At 29.1% G+C, this 19,321-nt stretch carries 20 protein-coding genes and 1 riboswitch; of the genes, 2 read left to right on the plus strand and 18 right to left on the minus strand.

The window, feature by feature from the left end; all coding sequences use genetic code 11:
- Positions 1 to 123: 123 nt before the first annotated feature.
- The 13 genes from BUA92_RS02080 to BUA92_RS02135 all read right to left on the minus strand — a co-directional run bounded on the left by BUA92_RS02080 (position 124) and on the right by BUA92_RS02135 (position 12,193).
- Entirely contained in the window at positions 124 to 432 is a 309-nt protein-coding gene (locus BUA92_RS02080) for a winged helix-turn-helix transcriptional regulator (protein ID WP_073016223.1), read from the minus strand.
- 160 nt (positions 433 to 592) lie between these two features.
- Positions 593 to 748, minus strand: coding sequence for a hypothetical protein (locus BUA92_RS23140; RefSeq protein ID WP_175550831.1), 156 nt, complete (start codon positions 746 to 748; stop codon positions 593 to 595).
- Positions 749 to 1,014: 266 nt separating this feature from the next.
- Positions 1,015 to 1,938 carry an aldo/keto reductase gene (locus tag BUA92_RS02085; RefSeq protein WP_073016225.1) on the minus strand — a complete coding sequence of 308 codons (924 nt, stop codon included), beginning with the start codon at positions 1,936 to 1,938 and terminating at the stop codon, positions 1,015 to 1,017.
- Between the two features lie 152 nt (positions 1,939 to 2,090).
- Positions 2,091 to 2,519 (minus strand): hypothetical protein, encoded by a 429-nt coding sequence (locus BUA92_RS02090; RefSeq protein WP_073016227.1) that lies wholly within the window; start codon positions 2,517 to 2,519, stop codon positions 2,091 to 2,093.
- A 130-nt stretch (positions 2,520 to 2,649) separates the two neighbouring features.
- Positions 2,650 to 3,078, minus strand: coding sequence for a GTP pyrophosphokinase (locus BUA92_RS02095; RefSeq protein WP_073016229.1), 429 nt, complete (start codon positions 3,076 to 3,078; stop codon positions 2,650 to 2,652).
- A gap of 77 nt (positions 3,079 to 3,155) precedes the next feature.
- Positions 3,156 to 4,625: a family 1 glycosylhydrolase gene (locus tag BUA92_RS02100; protein WP_073016232.1), complete on the minus strand. Its 1,470-nt coding sequence runs from the start codon at positions 4,623 to 4,625 to the stop codon at positions 3,156 to 3,158.
- Between the two features lie 261 nt (positions 4,626 to 4,886).
- Entirely contained in the window at positions 4,887 to 5,891 is a 1,005-nt protein-coding gene (locus BUA92_RS02105) for an ABC transporter substrate-binding protein (protein WP_073016234.1), read from the minus strand.
- Positions 5,872 to 6,654 carry an ABC transporter permease gene (locus tag BUA92_RS02110; protein WP_073016236.1) on the minus strand — a complete coding sequence of 261 codons (783 nt, stop codon included), beginning with the start codon at positions 6,652 to 6,654 and terminating at the stop codon, positions 5,872 to 5,874. Before BUA92_RS02110 ends, BUA92_RS02105 begins: the two co-directional genes overlap by 20 nt.
- 1 nt (position 6,655) lies before the next feature.
- Positions 6,656 to 7,417 carry an ABC transporter ATP-binding protein gene (locus tag BUA92_RS02115; RefSeq protein ID WP_073016238.1) on the minus strand — a complete coding sequence of 254 codons (762 nt, stop codon included), beginning with the start codon at positions 7,415 to 7,417 and terminating at the stop codon, positions 6,656 to 6,658.
- Positions 7,418 to 8,086, minus strand: a complete 669-nt coding sequence (gene tenA, locus BUA92_RS02120) for a thiaminase II (protein WP_073016240.1) — start codon at positions 8,084 to 8,086, stop codon at positions 7,418 to 7,420.
- Positions 8,087 to 8,171: 85 nt separating this feature from the next.
- A riboswitch (TPP riboswitch) is annotated at positions 8,172 to 8,270 on the minus strand.
- Positions 8,271 to 8,316: 46 nt separating this feature from the next.
- On the minus strand, positions 8,317 to 10,326 hold the full coding sequence (locus BUA92_RS22750) for a sensor histidine kinase (RefSeq protein ID WP_175550832.1): 2,010 nt from the start codon (positions 10,324 to 10,326) through the stop codon (positions 8,317 to 8,319).
- 210 nt (positions 10,327 to 10,536) lie between these two features.
- Positions 10,537 to 11,007 (minus strand): chemotaxis protein CheX, encoded by a 471-nt coding sequence (locus BUA92_RS02130; protein ID WP_073016242.1) that lies wholly within the window; start codon positions 11,005 to 11,007, stop codon positions 10,537 to 10,539.
- A 196-nt stretch (positions 11,008 to 11,203) separates the two neighbouring features.
- Complete coding sequence (locus BUA92_RS02135) at positions 11,204 to 12,193, minus strand: polysaccharide deacetylase family protein (protein WP_073016244.1); 990 nt, start codon at positions 12,191 to 12,193, stop codon at positions 11,204 to 11,206.
- A gap of 438 nt (positions 12,194 to 12,631) precedes the next feature.
- Here BUA92_RS02135 and BUA92_RS02140 point away from each other — a divergent pair, with 438 nt between their 5' ends.
- Positions 12,632 to 14,305, plus strand: coding sequence for a flavin monoamine oxidase family protein (locus BUA92_RS02140; protein WP_073016247.1), 1,674 nt, complete (start codon positions 12,632 to 12,634; stop codon positions 14,303 to 14,305).
- A gap of 46 nt (positions 14,306 to 14,351) precedes the next feature.
- Here the strand turns inward: BUA92_RS02140 and BUA92_RS02145 are convergent, their stop codons facing one another.
- Complete coding sequence (locus BUA92_RS02145; protein ID WP_073016249.1) at positions 14,352 to 15,233, minus strand: AraC family transcriptional regulator; 882 nt, start codon at positions 15,231 to 15,233, stop codon at positions 14,352 to 14,354.
- A gap of 120 nt (positions 15,234 to 15,353) precedes the next feature.
- Here BUA92_RS02145 and fabF point away from each other — a divergent pair, with 120 nt between their 5' ends.
- Positions 15,354 to 16,592 (plus strand): beta-ketoacyl-ACP synthase II, encoded by a 1,239-nt coding sequence (gene fabF / locus BUA92_RS02150; protein WP_073016252.1) that lies wholly within the window; start codon positions 15,354 to 15,356, stop codon positions 16,590 to 16,592.
- A 55-nt stretch (positions 16,593 to 16,647) separates the two neighbouring features.
- Here fabF and BUA92_RS02155 read toward each other — a convergent pair whose 3' ends face one another.
- From BUA92_RS02155 to BUA92_RS02170, 4 genes are all read right to left on the minus strand, one after another.
- The gene (locus BUA92_RS02155; protein WP_073016254.1) at positions 16,648 to 17,073 is read right to left on the minus strand and encodes a hypothetical protein; all 426 of its coding nucleotides are present in this window, start codon (positions 17,071 to 17,073) and stop codon (positions 16,648 to 16,650) included.
- A gap of 101 nt (positions 17,074 to 17,174) precedes the next feature.
- Positions 17,175 to 17,471 carry a hypothetical protein gene (locus BUA92_RS02160; protein WP_073016256.1) on the minus strand — a complete coding sequence of 99 codons (297 nt, stop codon included), beginning with the start codon at positions 17,469 to 17,471 and terminating at the stop codon, positions 17,175 to 17,177.
- Between the two features lie 97 nt (positions 17,472 to 17,568).
- The gene (locus BUA92_RS02165) at positions 17,569 to 18,891 is read right to left on the minus strand and encodes a PTS sugar transporter subunit IIC (RefSeq protein ID WP_073016258.1); all 1,323 of its coding nucleotides are present in this window, start codon (positions 18,889 to 18,891) and stop codon (positions 17,569 to 17,571) included.
- Positions 18,892 to 19,000: 109 nt separating this feature from the next.
- Positions 19,001 to 19,312, minus strand: a complete 312-nt coding sequence (locus BUA92_RS02170) for a PTS sugar transporter subunit IIB (protein ID WP_021802022.1) — start codon at positions 19,310 to 19,312, stop codon at positions 19,001 to 19,003.
- Between the last annotated feature and the right edge of the window lie 9 nt (positions 19,313 to 19,321).

Genomic DNA, 19,321 nt, shown 5'->3' on the forward strand with positions numbered 1-19,321 from the left:
TTTATATTTATTATCCCATAAGGTTAATTATTAGTCAATAGTAATTCTCAAAAATAAAAAAATAAAAGATATTCTTTAATTTTAAGAATATCTTTTATCTTATATTTACATCATTAAAAAAACTTAGTTCCATTTTTCTGCCCATTTTTGAATTTCATCCATAGTAGCTTCTAATTCTTTACCTTTTTCTGATAGTTCGTATTCTATACGAACAGGAATTTCAGGATAAACTTTTCTGGTAATTATTCCTTCCTTTTCTAACTCCTTAAAACGTTCTGTAAGCATTCTAGCACTCATATTAGGAATTGCATCTGCAATATCAGAAAATCTTTTTTGACCACTCATTAAGGTTCGAATAATTAACCCAGTCCATCTTTTCCCCAATAATTCAAAAGCATTTTCAAATTTGGGACACATATGGTATTTTTCCATATTAAATCACCACCTAGTTTCAGTATAGCATATTAACTGTATAAAAGTAAGTGTCTTATTATATTATAGTAATATGCAAAATTTAATCAATTTACCAAATAATATTATAATATACTGATCCCAGAAGATTAAATGACTTTAATGAAAGATAGATAAAATTTTATTTGCAACAGATATTACCTTCAGACTTTAGGGTAATTAACTCTTGTTTTTTTTCTTCGATTTCATAATGAATTTTTAATCTATCATTAGAATTATATAAACTTTTTTTTAATTCTTCTATTTCATTTTCTAATACTTTCTCTATATTACTCATAATAAATCTCCTTTTCATATTATTTCATAATCATCCCCATAATATGAATTATTTATACACCTTATTGCTGTAGAAGCTCGCAGAGCTTCATTAGATTCATTGGTCTTATTGCTGTAGAAGCACGCAGAGCTAAAAACAATCTGCTTGTTGATTTATTTATTAATACTAGTATATGAATTTTTTACTTTCTTGTTAACAATTAGGATTTATGTAAAGTAAATTTATAATAACCTCATAGTTTAAAACTATGAGGTTACTATAATTTATTAAGGTAACTTATTTCCAGCAGCTAAATAGATCTTATACCACTCTTCTCTTGTTAATTCTATTCTGGATGCCTTACATATATCTTTTATTCTTGATGAATTCATACTACCTACAACAGTTTGTATTTTAGCTGGATGTCTTAGAATCCAAGCAGTAGCAATAGCCGTATTGGTTACTCCTTTTTTCTCAGCTAATTCATCAATAGCATCATTTAGTTCAGGAAATTTTTCATTTCCTAAAAAGACACCTTCAAAAAATCCGTATTGATAAGGGGACCAGGCTTGGATTGTTATATCTTTAAGCCTACAATATTCTAATATACTTCCATCTCTGTCTATAGAATTATTTACTTTCATATTAACGTTTATTCCGGAATCAATCATTCCAGTATGCATTATGCTGAATTGAAGTTGGTTGATTATTATAGAATTGTCACCTAAATATTTGTTAAGTAATTCTATTTGCATTGGATTTTGATTACTCACACCAAAGTGTTTAACCTTACCACTCTCTTTTAATTTTGAAAAAGCTTCAGCAACCTCTTCAGGTTCCATTAAAGTATCTGGACGATGTAAAAGCAAAGTATCTACATAATCGGTTTTAAGTCTTTTAAGACTTCCATCTACAGAATTTAATATATGTTCTTTAGAAAAATCAAACATTTTTCCTGGAACAATACCACATTTCGTTTGAAGTATTATTTTTTCTCTCAAATCAGAGGTTAAATTAATAGCCTCCGAAAAAATTTCTTCTGATTTCCCACCTGCATATATATCCGCATGATCAAAAAAGTTTATTCCTTCTTCAAGTGAGGTTTTAATTACTTTCTCTGCTTCATCTTTATTAAGTGCACCCATTCTCATGCATCCAAGAGCAATCTCTGAGCCTTGAACTTTTCCATTACCAATATTAATATTTTTCATTATTTTACCCTCCTTGTTATTTTATTTCATCTTTACTATTTTACCAATATATTCAGATGGATGTAAAGGATTTTAATGCTTAATATATAAGCAAATAAAAACAACCAATAAATTTTATCAGTTGTTTTTAATAAACACTAGATTTAAGCAAATTATTTTGATAAAAAGTTATTAATTATATTAGCTGGGAATTGATTTTTATTAAATAGTATAATGGCTGATAAAATGGCCTGGATTAATCCTAGTGTAAAAAATAGAACATGTAAGAAAACAATATCTCCAAGCATAATGCACTGTACAATAATCCAAATAACTAAAGCCCAGCTAAAAGTACTGCTTATATATCCTTGATAATTAGACTTTAAAGAAAGAGTTAATGCACTTAAAAGATTTCCAAGACCAATAACTGTAAATAAGATTATGCCAGGTATCAAAAAGTTAGAAAAAGGAGAGTTTTTAAGAATTGAAGTTGGTACTCCAACGGGATTATTAGGATTGGTAATAGCAGCTAGTCCACCAAACATAGCGCCAATTCCAATGATTAAATGTAATATAAATAGAATTCTATAAAGTAGCTTCATAATTTCCTCCTAATATTAAATTTTACATCTTTATCTAATTATTATAACAAAAGATATAGAATCAAAGCGAGAATAATAAATTAAATTCTTGTAAAAATAATATTTAGGAATGTTCAATTAATATTTTAGTTTAATCAGTTAAAAGCTTATATGCTTTTTTATATTTTTCTATTCTTGCAAAATCCTTTTCAGTTGGATTATTAATTCTTGAGATATCCATATTGTCTCTAAGATCAGCTAATTTTACTCTAAGAGCTATAGGATTTAATTTAACTCTTAATATGAAGTCCTTATAAGACTCATTTGATTTTCTTGTGATGCTAACTAATGCATCAAGAATTTCTATTTCACCGAGAAACCCATTATCCTCTAAATGTTGTAAAGTTATACTCGTATCTTCTAATACATCATGAAGTATTCCGACTATTCTATCCTCATCATTATCTAAAGAAAGCATTACCCTTAAAGGATGCAAAATGTAAGGACTTCCCCCTTTGTCAAATTGGCCACTATGAGCTTTTGTAGCAATAATTATGGATTTTTCTAATAAAGAAATCATTAATTAATCACTTCCTCTTAGAGTTAATTATAACATATATGAAAATAGAAAAAAGTAGGAATAAATCCTACTTTAGATTAAATCATTTCTAAATCTTCACCATTTGATGCAATTACTTTTTTATACCATCCAAAGGATTTCTTTTTACTACGTTTAAGAGTTCCGTTTCCCCTATCGTCCATATCAACATAAACAAAACCATAACGTTTTTTCATCTCACCAGTTCCAGCTGATACTAGATCTATACAACCCCAAGGTGTGTAGCCCATTAAGTCAACACCATCAATTTCAACAGCTTTTTTCATTTCATCTATATGTTCTTTTAAATACTTGATTCTGTAATCATCATTTATTGAACCATCAGCTTCAACTACATCTGTAGCACCTAAACCATTTTCAACAATAAATAAAGGAAGTTGATATCTATCATATAAATAATTTAGAGAAACTCTTATTCCAACTGGATCTATAGGCCAGCCCCACTCTGATTCTTTAAGATACTTATTTTTAACTACTCTAAATATGTTTCCTTCAGTAGTCTCTAAATCTTTATTAGAAGAAGATACATGAGAGTTATAATAACTAAAAGCTAAATAATCAACTGTTCCTTCCTTAAGTATCTCATCATCTCCAGGTTCTTTTTTTATTACGATACCTTTTCTTTCAAATTCCTTTAGTTTATAGGAAGGATAATAACCTCTACATTGTACATCACTAAAGAAATATTTAAGATCTCTAGAGCCAGCAATATCTTCTTGAACATCTAGAGGATTACAGGTTTCTGCATAGGATAATATATAAGCTAGCATCATTCCAATTTTAAAATCAGGATTTATTTCATGTCCTAATTTTACAACCTTAGCACTAGCTATAAATGCATGATGAATTGCTTGAAAACGAGTTTGCTCATCCGTATTTCTAGTGCCTAATGTTGTATATCCATTTAATAAATTGATTTCATTAAAAGTCATCCAGTACTTAACTTTATTTTTATAACGTTTAAATAAGGTTTCTGAATAGATTACAAAGTAGTCTACAACTCTCCTATCTAACCATCCATCCATTTTGTCAGCTAGGTATTTAGGAATGTCAAAATGACATATAGTAACTACAGGTTCAATGCCATATTTTAAACATTCATCAAATACTTCATCATAAAATTTTAATCCTTTTTCATTTGCTTCAGCTTCATTTCCATTAGGAAAAATTCTTGTCCAACTTATAGACATTCTAAAACATTTAAAACCCATTTCTGCAAGTAGCTTAATATCTTCTTTATAATGATGATAGAAGTCTGTTGCTACATGGCTTGGATAATAAAAGTCTTTGTCAATATAACCAATAGATCCTGATGGTAAAGACTCAAATCTTGGAACAGAAGAAGTAGTTCCATCTTCAAGTTTAAATGTAATTCTTCTTGGAGTGTGCAAATCACCTTCAGTTATAACATCAGAGGTAGCCAAACCTCTACCATCAGAATAATAACCACCTTCATATTGATTAGCAGCAGTTGCTCCACCCCATAAAAACTCTTTTGAAAATCCCATAGTAAATCTCCTTTTAAGTAATCTTTTACATTAATTATAACATAATTTATATTATTTTATTTTCAAAATATAAAAAGCAATTAGTTATTATTTCTAATTGCTTTTTATTAATATATATTTATGAGGGGGATCATAAAAAATATTACTCACGTACATATATATTAAATCATTAAGATGTTTCACGAATGTGATAACTATGTAAAGTTTATGTGAAATATATAAGAGATAGTTGAAACTTATAGCTCAACTATCTCTTACTTTTTAGTTAGTCAATTCTGAATATACATCTTTAGGGTTTACTGTACCTTTAAGTAATTCCTTATCCTTTAACCATTTAATACTATTTTTCCAATTTTCCTCATCTTGAGTTAAGAAACTACCTGACTTATATTCCATTAAAGGCATTAATATATCTAAGCTTTGTTTTTCTATATCCGCTTCTAATGGAAAACTTTCATTTTGAATTTTAAGCACCAAATCTAATGATTTGCTAGGATTAGCTATTGTATAGTCATATCCTTTTTTTGCAGCCTTTAGGAAGGCTTCGATATTATCCTTATTTTTATCTAAAGCATCATCACTTGCAATAAATACTAATTCATAGTTATTAGGGACATCATAATCTACTGGATTAAAAGTTAAAAGTTCTATACCTTCTTTTTCTAAAAGTATCTTTTCATGGTTAATATATCCGCCTATAATTCCATCCACTCTTTTAGTTTGCATAGATGCCATTAAATCATATCCAACATCTACAAAATCTATTTTAGAAGGATCTGCGCCAGCCTTTTTAACCATTTCTTTAATTGTCTCTTTATCAATTTCAAAAGAAGGAAAACCTATCTTTTTACCTTCTAGATCTTTTAAAGTTTTAATTCCAGAATCTTTACGAACCATAAGTTGATTTAGAGAACTTCTAACAATTGCTCCAACAGATTTAACAGGGATTCCTTCTCCTCTAGATAAAATAACTTGTTTTGGATAGCTTATAGCTAAATCAGCTTTATTAGTAGCTACTAGCTTAATACCGTCTTCTGTACCAGCTGGAGTTATTAAATTAACTTTTAAGCCAGCTTCTTTAAAGTATCCCTGCTCTTCTGCAGCATATAGGAAAGAATGAACTGCGTTTGGATACCAATCTAGAAGTATGTTCATTTCAGTTAAGTTATCAGCATTTTTTTCTGAATCTTTTTTAGTGCAAGACAATAACGTAAAGCTTACTAACATGATTAAGCATAAAATAAGACTAGATTTTTTTAATTTCATAAGTATTCTCCTTTATTCCTCTTCTATATTTTAATAAAATCTTTTCCAATAAAAGACCAATTGAAAACAAAAACAATCCTAAAAAGGATAAAACCAAAATACCAGCAAAAACTGCATCCGATTGAAGCATGCCGGCTACTCTTTTTACATAAATTCCAAGTCCCTTATCAGAACCTAACCACTCTCCTATACTGGCACCAGCAATACTGTATGTTGCTGATATTTTAAAACTACTTAGAAAGTCTGGTAGTACTGAATTCATGTGAAGTTTTATAAATATTTGAGTTTTACTTCCCCCCAATGCTTTTAAGACATCTTCTAAATCTTTGTCTACACTGTTTAGTCCATCTAAGGTACTAACTACAATTGGGAAAAAACAAAATAAAATAACAACCGAAACCTTTGACCATATACTATATCCAAACCACATTACCATAATTGGCGATAAGGCTATTATAGGTATGGTTTGAGAAACCACGATAATAGGATATAATATTTTACTAATATTTTTAGAAGAATATATAGAAAAAGCACAGAATACACCTATTACTACTGATATACTAAGACCTAATAATGCTTCTCCTAAAGTTACTAATGAATGCTTATATAATATCTCCTTTTGATTCCATAAAGCTTCTATTACCTTTGAGAATCTTGGTAAAATGAAGTTTGGTATATCAAAAAATGGCACTAAAAACTCCCAAGCTAAGAGTATAGAGGTTCCAATAATCAAAGGGAGGAAAGTTTTCTTAAAAATAGTCATTTTAAAACTCCTCCTTAATGTTTTCAAAACTATCTAAAATATTTAAAATTTGCTTTTTTAAAGTTATGAAGTCTTGAGTCAAAGTTGTATCATAATTCCTAGGTCTAGGTAATGTTACATCTATGGATTTTAAATTTTTATATGGAAGCTCTGTACATATTAGTATTCTATCTGACAAAAGTAAGGCTTCATCTATATCATGTGTTATCATAAAAACAGTATTTTTCTCTTTTTGACATAGATCCAGTAACCAAGTTTGCATTTTTCTCCTTGTTAGAGCATCTAATGAAGAAAATGGTTCATCAAGAAGAAGTAATGAAGGATTATTAACGATAGCTCTTAAAAAAGAAGCTCTTTGTCTCATACCACCAGATAATTCATGAGGATATAGATTTTCTGTGCCTCTTAAGTTAAAGCTCTCAAAATATGTAGAAACTCTCTTTCTAGCTTCTTTTTTACTAAGTCCATTTAGTTCTAAACCTATAGCAGCATTATCTAAGATTGTTCTCCAAGGCATTAAAGAATCCTTTTGCGGCATGTATCCTATTATATTTTTTCCTTTGATATCACTAACTCTTATTGAGCCACTGTTAGGTTTTAAAAGGCCTAAAATAAGTCTAAAAAGAGTACTTTTGCCTGTACCACTAGGGGCTATTATTGTTATAAATTCATTTTTATTAATACTAAAAGATAAATCCTCTAGGATTAGCTTATTTGTATCATTATACTTAAAGGTTAGATTTTCTATTTCTAAGGCTTTCATCTAAATGCTCCAACTTTCTTTTTTATAACATGAATCCCAAAACATGTATTCATATTTAGAGGACAATACAAAAATTTCTTCTAATTTTAGTAATTCCCTTTCAGGCAATCCTTCTGATATTCTATTCATAAGATCTATACACCAATTATTTTCACTGTTATACTCTTCACTTGCATATGTCATTATCCATTCCCTATAAAGAGGATGAGCTAATGCTTTTTTACTGTTGCTTAAAGCTTTACCTATATAAGCATAGCTCCACATACATGGAAGCAAAGCAGCCGTGAGTTCTGGAAGACCACCTTCTGTTGATACTTGCAGCATGAATTTAGTATAAGATAGATTACTGGAGTTTGGTTCCGTGCTTTCTAGATCTTCTTTTGTTATACTAAATTTTTTAGCAAACTCGATATGACCATCCATCTCAATATTTACTATAGTATGCGCACATTTTGAAAAAGCTTGCATATCTTTAAGTGAACTAGATTTAACCATTCCTAAAGCAAATAATTTTATATAGTCTATTAAATAAACATAATCTTGTTTTATATAAAAACAAAACTTGTCCTCTGGAAGTATACCTTGGCTTAGCTCATTTAAAAATGGATGTTCTAAACAAGAATTCCATATAGATTTTCCTTTTAAAAATAATCTTTCAGAAAATTGCATAAAAAAACTCCTTTCAAAGCAGTAGTGATAATACCACTTCGAAAAGAGCTAATAATCTAATAACTAATCTAAGATAGATTAAGTCTCATATTACTTCTCACTTCCCTTCGCTGGCATTACCCAGTGCAGGTTCAAGGGTCTGAATAAATTCATCTCAGCCTTAACAGCTCCCCTAGTGCACAATAAAATTTTACCTTCTAAAGATAAATATGTCAAGTTATCTGTATAAGTTAGAAATAAATATCCGAAAATTCAATTTCCGTAGCCTGTATTATTCTGCTATCCCTTGAGACAAAAGAATCATTAAAGACTTTTTTAGGTTGAGACGAATTAATGGGCAATTTTATTGTGAAGGTACTCCCCTTTCCTAACTCACTTTCTAATTTCAAGTTTCCTTTAAGAGTTTTAACTAACAGACAAACAAGATAAAGTCCGAGACCCGTCCCTTCTGCTTGACTCGATAAACTACTATCAACTTGTCCGAAGCGTTCGAAAACAACTTTTTGCTTTTCTTTAGGTATCCCTATTCCCTCATCTTTGACTTCAATAACAAGTAATTCTTCTTTAGATATTACATCAGAAGATAAATTCACTGAAATAGATTTACCTTCTGGAGTAAATTTTAGAGCATTTGATAAAAGATTAAATAAAATTCTTTCTAATTTTTCTTCATCTAATAATACATTTTTTGAATTGAAGTGAGATTTGAAGGTAAGATGTATATTTTTTTGTTTTGCATATAGTTGTACTGAGTCAACTAAAGAATTCAGTACATATACAATATCAAAGGCATCCTCGTGTATTTTAATATAACCTGAATTAATTCTTGTAACTTCTAGAAGGTTATTGACTAGTCTTAATTGCCTATTTGTATTTTGCTTAATTACTTTTAAATAATTATTTATTCTAGGAGTAAGATCATTTTTACAAATAGATTCTATTGCTTGTATAGCTAAGTTTATTACAGACATAGGTGTTTTAAACTCATGCGTAATAAAATAAAGAAAATCATCTTTTGTTTTCATAGACTGCTCTAGAATAAGGTTTTTCTCTTTTTCTGCTTTTAGAAGAGTTTTATTTTTAATATTTAATTGAACTTCATATTCAAAAGTTTTAGTAACATCAGAGCAAACTAATATGCAAAACTTTATATTATCTTTATCCTTATAAACAGGTATTGCAGTAAAATTTAAATAAAAATTTTTATCATCTTTTTTTACTACAACTATTTGATTTTTTACAGTTATTCCTTTTATGACTTTCGAAACTGGTAAATCCTCTTTTGAAAGTAGGTTCCCATGTATGTCGTAGTATTCAGAACCGTTATCTAAAGTTTCGCCAATATACCTAAGTTCTTTATTTGTAGTTGAGTAAATATAATCTCTTAAAGTTTTGCTTAAACTCAAGTATTTACCATTACCATCTACAACTGCTAAACAATCATAAATATTGTCTAATATTGAGTTTAATGTTTCATTTTTTAGGTTTAATTCCTCTTCTTTTTTTATAAGCTCTAAGTTTTTAAGTTTTATTGTATTTAACTGTTCGGAAATTTTTAGCCTATTTAATACCCGAGTAGTAACATCAAAAGTATTTATCACTAAATACTTTAGTTCACCACTAGCGCATAAGGGGGTAATAATTAAATCGCAATATGCTGCATCTCTATGGAAACATTTATGAAGATATTCTTTAATTTGAACAGCTTTTTTAGTCTCAACAACTTCTTTAAAAGTTTTCTCGAGTAGACTGCCTTTCCATCCTGTATTTATATGTTCGATTTTTTTTCCTAAGCTTACATGCTTATTATTAAAAGGTTCATCAAGAGAATCTAAATACTTCTCATTTGCTTTAATAAGTATCATGTTTGGTATGCTATATACAGCTATTCCAGATATATTGGATTTGTATATTTGTTCTAAATACATATTATTATACTCAAATCTTGATTGTGGTATTTCGGAGATAGAATATTTATCTCCACCTATTAAATTATCTTTGGATCTAGTAATAACTACAAATCTAACCTCTAAGTTTTTAGTAAATAGAAAGGCTTCTTGTACTTCACCTAGAGTTTCTAGTTTTATATTAATTTTAAGTTTATTGTCCCATACATCTAATAATTTTTTTGAAATTAGATCCTCTCTGCTAAAATCTGATAAACATAAAAAATCTTCACTTATATATTCTAATTTTCCATTATTCTCTATAATATAAGATGTTTCTACGATATTATCCATATTATAACCCCCTAAAGCAAATATTTTAATGTCTGAACTCAAATTCATCATTAATAATATTATATATACTCACTTATTTCTATAATATAACAAAAATACAACAAATTATAATAAAATAATGTGAATTTTTCATTTTATATGAATGTTTAAACTTTAGGAAAGATATTTATACAATAAAAAATAGTGGAAATTTTTCTCCACTATTTTAGTTTAATTTATATATCCATGATCCAAAGAAATACTAACTTGAAAATCCATATTATCTATTGCTAATTCAGCAGATATTAATTTTGCTAAGTCTGAGTTAGACTTAAAGTCTCCATCAATTAAGGTTGGAGTTGAAATGTTTATTGAAATATTTTGGGAAGATAAGTTAGTGGCTGCATTGGCTGTAAGCATATTAGTAAGTTCTGATATGGCACTTTGAGCTAATTCATCAAAGTTATTTACAGGCATACCCATCATCATAATAGAAGCAATTTTTTTAGCATTATCTACAGTGGTTCCGTAAATAACATTTCCTTTAATATCACCAATTATGTCTAAAACGATCATAACTCCTGGACTTGATATAAAATTATCTTTAAGTATTATTCCTTTTTTTTCAACATTACATAAACCTATTTGCGGCATCACATTAACAAAAGATTCTACAAAGGGATCTATATGTTTAGCATTCATCAAGTTTCACCTCATTCAAATTCTACTCTTTTAATTCCTTTTATAGTTATATTTAATTATATAAAATAATTAAGCATAACTCAATAAAATATATAAAGAAAAAATAAGCTTAGATGGTTAATATGTCTCAATATGCTATAAAAAAGTAGAAGAAATAAAAAAGATGATTACTATTTTAAATAATCATCTTTATAGACTACATTAAGGTATGAAATTCATAACCCTCATTTCTTAATTCATTTATTAATTGAGGAAGGGCTTCAGCAGTAGATTCCTTTCCGTAAGTGTCATGCATAAGAACAACTAAATCTCCATTTTTGGCATTTTCAGTTTTGGTTTGATTAAATCTTTGGATAAGTTCCTCTTTATTTCTATGCTTTCCCTCTGCATCACCAACTAAGGCATTCCAATCTATATAAACATAACCCTTTTCATCTAATAGTCTGTCTACTTCTTCAGTACCCTTCCAAGAAGCGTGTCCACCAGGAAAACGAACTACTCTAGGCTTGTATTTTTCTCCTACAACATCAGTTATTAGTTTATTTGTTCTTTCAACTTCATCCATAAAGGCAGCTGCATTAACATGTCCACCTGGATAAAGAGTTTTATAGTTATGAGAATAAGTATGATTAGCTAAAGTATTCCCGTCATTTACTATTCTTTTTAATAAATCTTTTGCTTTATCTGACTTATCTAATTCACTACCAACAATAAAGAAAGTCCCATGGATTTTATTTTGATTTAGAATATCTAAAATTTTTGGAGTAACAGTTACTGAAGGGCCATCATCAAAAGTTAGATAAGCGATTTTCTTTTCTTTACTTGTATAAACTCCTGATTTTAGCATGTCCTTAACTTTTTTACTATCAGAAATAGGATCTATTTCTTGTTGATTATTTTGATTTAAAGGAGATTTATCTCCATTTTTAATATTGTTGTTCGCTTCTTCATTAGAAGACTTGCTATCTTTATCAGTTGAATTGGATTTTGAATCGTCATTAGATGAATCCTTTTCATCTGAGGAAGAGTTTCCAGCAAGAACTGTTTCTTCTTGACTACTTGGAGAATAAAATTTTGTCAACAAGTATTTACCACTAAAAAAACCAACGATTACTAATAATAAACAAAATACTACATACCTAGCTATAAATTTTTTCTTTTTTCTTGCTTTTGATCTTCTTTTCATGATTATCCCCCTAAAAATGATATAATTATACTATACTCCTTTTATTATAAATTATTATTACATAAAAATTAAATTTTAATAAATATTTGATTATTTGAATAACTGTTAAAATTTAGGTGCATAATAAAACTAATAGAGAAAGTTACTCCTAAAAATATTAAGTATTAGATTTTAAATGACTTTCTTTATTAGTTTAGTCCCCCATATACTAAACATTTTCTTTATTGTAAGATAAAGAAGACATCAATTGATGTCAAGAAGAAATAATCTCTATATCGGGTTAGAGGTTATTTCTTTTTTTATTTTATGCTTAATTAAGTTAATGGTGAATTAAAAAATATAAAGGCAAAATTATATCAAAAATAGAAATTTTAAGTCTAATAATTACTTTTAAATAATATCTATTAATATAGTAATTATTAGGAGTAATTTGAGTATATGGAAACAAATCATTTTATAAATCAACCTCCAAATCCAAGTGATGAAGCCAGATATAAGCTGCTTAAGAGAGCTTTATCAACTGCAGGGCGAGAAGAAGACTTTGAGAACATAATTAAACTTCTAAGTCCGCCGCCTGATATTTTGAATTATTCGCCACCTGGAAGTTTAAAAGGAAGAAAAATAGGTGTTATTGGTGCTGGAGTTGCTGGAATGGCGGCCGCATTTGAACTTAGAAAACTTGGGTGCGATATTACGATATTTGAAGCTAATGATGAAAGAATTGGTGGAAGAATTTATACTCATTATTTTGATGATGACAAAAAACTTTATGGTGAACTTGGAGCTATGAGAATTCCAGTATCCCATGAAAGTGTTTGGCACTACATCAATTTATTTAACCTTAATACAGATGTTTTTATTCAAAGAGATCCAAATGGATTTATATATGTTAAAAATACTAGAATTAGAAATTATCATGGAGAAATTGAAAAACACTTTTATCCCAAATTTAATTTAACTCCAACTGAAAGAAATACTTCTTGGAGAGAGCTTTATGATTATGCAATGAATAGTCCAATGAAAAACTTATCTCCTTATGTAAGAAGTGAAATACTGAAGATTTTATCTATATATAATCCTGAATATGCTCCGTTATTAAATATTAGCCTACGTCAGAATTTTGAGTTTTTAGGTCTAAGCTCTGGAGCTATTCAACTTATAACAAGCGTTGATCCAACTTTATCTCCTCTTATGGATATATCGTATAATCATCTTTTATCACAAAATTATCCTGTTGATTTAGAATATGTATATAGAATAGAAGGGGGTTTGTCAAATCTTCCACTAGCATTTTATAAATCTTTAACTACAGAAACCCCAAAAGAATATATTAATCAGGGGTTGGATAGCTTAGGAATTGTTAAATGGAAGCTTGGATACTGGGTATCTGGAATATATAAATCTGAAGATAGCGATAAGGTTTTTATAAAATATAATAATAAAAATTCTACAGAAAAATCTTATGAAAATTTTGATTATGTTGTTTGCGCTATTCCTTACTCTACTCTTAGGACTGTAGAAATTGATCCTGTATTTTCTAATATAAAAATGCAAGCAATTAAGGAGTTGAATTATGTAGATAGTCAAAAAACGCTATTTTTGTGTAAGAAGCGTTTTTGGGAGGAAGATGCTGAGTATGGAGGGATTAATGGAGGTAACTCACTTACCGATATGTCTATAATTAATATAATATATCCATCTGATCACGCTTATGGTGGAGAGTCAAGTGATCCAGGGGTACTAATAGCGTCATATAATCAAGCAAGAGAAGCTATTTACTTGGGGAATACTGATCCTCCGGTTCATAATGAAATAGTTAAGAGGCAGGTTGAGATTGTACATGGATTACCAAATGAATATTTAGACTCTATAGTTCAGGATTCAAAATATTTAACTTGGAATAATGAGCAATGGTCAAGAGGAGCTGTGTGCAAATATTCACCAGAACAAAAAAGAATATTTGGTGATAGTTTATTAAAACCAGAATACAATTGTAGGGTTTTCTTTGCTGGAGAGCATATATCATCAACACCTAGCTGGATTCAAGGATCTCTATATACTGGTAAACTTGCTGCTAATGATTTAGCTAAGGTAGCTAGAAACAGAAGTTAATTTCTTAGAGTCTTGATTATTATTTTATCAAGACTCCATTTTACGTTTATACACGTTTTATAGGTTGATATATGTGAAGCTCACAATAATTATCTTTAGACAAAGAATTATCTATATATTCAAGTCTAAAGGAGTCTGCAAATTTAAAGTCCGATTGAAATATCCATTTTCTATATAAGTGTGCTAATATTCTTCCTATATGTTTGCCTTTAATATAGTCAGGCTTAAAAAAGCCAATAAATTTAAATACAACATATTCATGATCAGGAATTGCTAATCCTTTCATATTTTCAGGAATATATTTTAAATTTTCAACTTGTACAGAAGGCATATAATATATGTATCCATCTGAATTTTTACTCCAATCAGTATATCCAATATATATATTAGGATTAATAGGATTCTCAATGATATTCTTATTATTGTAGAAAAACTCACGCCCATAAGCATTAGCTGAATTATCCCCAGACTTACTTAAAATCTTATGTTCCGTTCCTATAATACTAAAACCTTTCTTAAATACAAAAAAAGGTTTATATGTAATTGAGTTATCTATAGTTAGAATTTCATCAGTATTAATCTTCTCAGTGATAATAACTGATATATCTTTTGAGCGTATTTTAAGAGGTGTATATCCAAACTTCTTTTTAAAGGATCTTATATAGGATTGTTCATAGTTAAATCCAAAATCCATGGCTATATCAATTATTCGTTTGTTAGTATAAACCAATTCATTAATGCTTAAAGTTAATCTTCTTGATTGAACATATTCTATAATAGACTCCCCTGTTAATGATTTAAACATCCTGTGGAGATAATATTTAGATACACCTGTTTCTTTTGATAGGTCATCTAATGTTATTTTATTGTATATATTATTTTCAATATACTCTACACAAACCTCTAATGTATCTTTTAAATTCAGCATAATACTCCTCATAAATTATTAGTTGAAAGCAATAACTGTTCATTTTGAGTAAATTATATATGATATTTTTACTTATGTAAATAATACTATAAAAATCTGAAATTTATGGAGGTTTTTAGCTTGAAAAAACGTGTAGTTATAACAGGAATGGGTGTTGTATCATCTGTAGGAATGGGAACAGAAGAGTTTTGGAATAATATAAAAGAAGGCAAAAGTGGAATAAGCAAAATAGAGAGAGTTGATGTTTCTGACATACCAACAAAGGTAGCAGCTGAAATTAAGGATTTTAACGGTGAGTTATATATAAGCAAAAAAGAAATTAGAAGGACTGATAGATTTTCGCAATATGCTATTGCAGCTGCACAAATGGCTATAGAAAACTCTAAAATTGATTTAGACATAATAAATAAAGAACGTCTAGGGGTTATTGTTGGTTCAGGAATAGGGGGAATTGAAACATTGGAGAATCAACATAAAGTACTTCTAGAAAAAGGGCCTGGAAGAGTAAGCCCATTTTTAGTACCTATGATGATATCTAATATGGCTTCAGGGCTTATTGCTATAAAATATGGGGCTAAAGGGTTTGTAGAATGTGCTGTTACTGCTTGTGCAACTTCTACGAATACTATTGGGGATGCGTTTAAAGTAATACAAAGAGGTGATGCAGATGTAATTATTGCTGGAGGCGCCGAAGCTTGCATTACTAGGCTATGTCTTGCTGGTTTTTCTTCAAGCAAAGCTATGACAATAGATGAAAATCCAGAAACAGCTTCTAGACCATTTGATAAAAATAGAGACGGGTTTGTTATGGGAGAAGGGGCTGGAATGCTTATTCTTGAAGAATATAGTAAAGCTTTAGAAAGAAATGCAAATATAATAGCAGAAATCGTGGGATATGGATGTACTAATGATGCTTATCATATAACTTCACCTGCAGAAAAAGGGGAAGGCGCTGCCAGATGTATGAAAATGGCCATTGAAGATGCTGAAATAAGTCCAACAGATATTGGATATGTAAATGCACATGGAACCTCTACAGAAGTTGGGGATAAAAATGAGACAGCTGCAATAAAGACTGTATTTGGAGATTACGCTTATGATATTTCTATAAGCTCAACAAAGTCTATGACAGGACATATGTTAGGTGCTACAGGGGCTGTAGAAGCAATTATAACAGCCTTATCAATTAAAGATGGATTCATTCCACCTACAATAAACTATTCTACACCAGATGAAAACTGTGATTTAGACTACACTCCTAATAAAGGTAAAGTTAAAGCTATATCATATGGAATTACTAATTCTCTTGGATTTGGTGGTCATAATGCAAGTTTAATTTTAAAAAAATATAAAGATTAGTAAAAAATATAAATGCTTTAGCAAGATTTTAAAATCTTACTAAAGCATTTATACATTAATCTAATATAGAATATTTTATATAATTTTTGTTACAATAATCTACTATTGCGTCGTAATAATAATTAAAAATAATATCATTAATGTCAAAAGAAGATTTTTTTATCAGAATCTTATCGACAAAAGAAACTATTTTAAGCAACTTGCTTAAAGCAGCACTTTCAAGTTTAATTTTGGGATTAATTTCGAGATTTATAAATGTTTTAAATCCAGAATCATGAACATCCTTTAAGCAACTAATTCTTTCTAAATAAGAAGGAGAATTTGGTTCAAGCTCATTTCTAACATCTTCATCTAAAGACATTAAACTTATACCAAATTCATTTTTCCTATCTAAATTAAGTATATTTTCAGGAAAATCAAGAGTGTAAAGTTGAACTTTATTATCTTTGTTTAATAATTGTTGTAATTGAACCTCTCCCACTTTAAATACCTCACTAATACAAATTATATAATTAATAATAACATAATTTATTTGATAAATACTAGTAATATACTTTTAACTAATAAGAATACTACTCAAGTCTACCCTTTATGCCAAATAAAAATTGGTAGTATATTTATGAATGAAGTAACTTCGTTTATTTCGCTAATTTGTTTTCTGGATATAACTCTATCTAAATGGCAATCACTCATTCTAATGTCTACATATACGGGTTGAGGAGCTATATTATGTTTAATTTCTTTTACAAAGCAAGAATATTTTAGCTGTTCAGAGCCTTCATAATCAAGTTCATTAAAATCTAGATAATTTAATGAATATAAATAACTAATTTTAAAGTCACTCAAGCTTCCTCTAATTCTTAATTTATACATTTTCATTTGTTCTATTCTCCTTTAATTTTATTATATTTTTTATAAAACAGAACTAAGTACCATAAATATGATACTTAGTTCTTACATAAATTTTTATAACATACTAAACATTTAAGCTTGATGCTTCAACTTCTGCTTCTTGCTCATTCTTAAGATTCATAGCATCTATCTTTTTAAAGAATGGGAAATAAACAACAACTGAAATTCCGATACAAACTATTTGCATTAAGGCTGTTCTCCATCCTCCTAGGATAAATCCTGATATTATAGGAGGTGTAGTCCAAGGAACAGTTACACCAGTAAATAATGGAACCAAGCCTACCCTCATAGCAAGATATGCAACAACAGCTGATATTGTTGGTGCTGCTATAAATGGTATAAACATTAATGGATTCATAACCATTGGGAATCCAAATAGTATTGGTTCATTTATATTAAATATACCAGGCCCTACAGCAAGTTTACCTAAAGCTTTATTTTGCTCAGATTTTGCTATAGTAAGCATTAATATTACTAAACCTATTGTTAAACCTGATCCAGTTACAGTAACAAAGCTTGCGCCAAATTGATCTGTTACTATATGTCCTCCGTTAGCTAAAGTTAATTCTTTACCTGCATCTATAATTGCTTGATTATCTAATCTATTAGCAGCAGTAAGTCCACTCATTACGCCACCAACTATAGTAGCACCGTGAACACCAAACCACCAGAAGAAAGGTACAAGTGCAGTTGTAATTATTAAGCCTATTAATGAATCTGTAAATCCTTGTAGTGGAGTTTGTAATACTTTGAATATAAAATCTATTAAAGTAGTATTAAGTGCATATCTAAAGAACATGTATACAAACATTGTAGCTGTAATTATTACAAGTCCAGGTATAAGTGCTGAGAATTGATTTGATACACCTTGTGGAACTCCAGCAGGCATCTTTATAGTTATTTTCTTAGTTAGGAACCAAGAGTAAACGAATCCAACTAAGAGTCCTATAATTATAGCTGTAACCATACCTTGTCCACCAAGCCAAGTTCTAGGTATAACACCTGACACAACTTCTCCTGCTGCCGATGTTGTATATTGATTTAAAGTTATTAAAAATACTGCAAAAGCTATGATTCCTGATCCTAATGGTTCATGACCTTCATTTTTAGCATAAGTATATGCTATACCGATTACTGCTATTATAGCCATAATCTGCATTGTAGAGTTATAAACTTGGAACAATGGTTCAGTCCACCCTGCTCCAAAGATTCCAGCCATCCAATCATTAAATGGCTTATATGGAATTTGTGCTAATAATAAAAATACTGATCCTACTAGTGACATAGGTAGAGTGTATATTATTCCATCTTTTAGTGCGACAATAGCTTTGAGTTCAACAAACTTCATTACGATACTTATAAGTTTTTCTCCACGTGTTTCTGACATTTATAAGTCCTCCTTAAAATTTTTTTATAAGACAAATTAAAATATAATTTGTAGCTTAACTCATTGAATTTCTTATAAATAAATTCTTAAAACTATTATCTATATTGCATTATTTATTCAGTAGCTTTAAAGCAAAATCTAAAACCTTATCGCCTTTCATCATTCCATAGTCTACTGAATTTATTACATCTACTGGTACTCCTTTTGCACCGCATAATTTTTTTGCATTAGGTAACTTATATCTAACTTGTGGTCCAAGTAAAGCTACATCGATACCTTCTTCTAATTTTTTTGACATAGTTGATTCAGGGAAAGCTTCTATAACAGCCTCTACTCCTTTGGTTTTAGCTGCCGCTTTCATTTTTTCCACCAAAACACTTGTTGACATTCCTGCAGCACAAAATAATGTAATTTTAATCATTTATTTTTC

Origin of the sequence: Clostridium intestinale DSM 6191 (genome assembly GCF_900130055.1) — a bacterium.
Lineage (GTDB): Bacteria > Bacillota > Clostridia > Clostridiales > Clostridiaceae > Clostridium_T > Clostridium_T intestinale.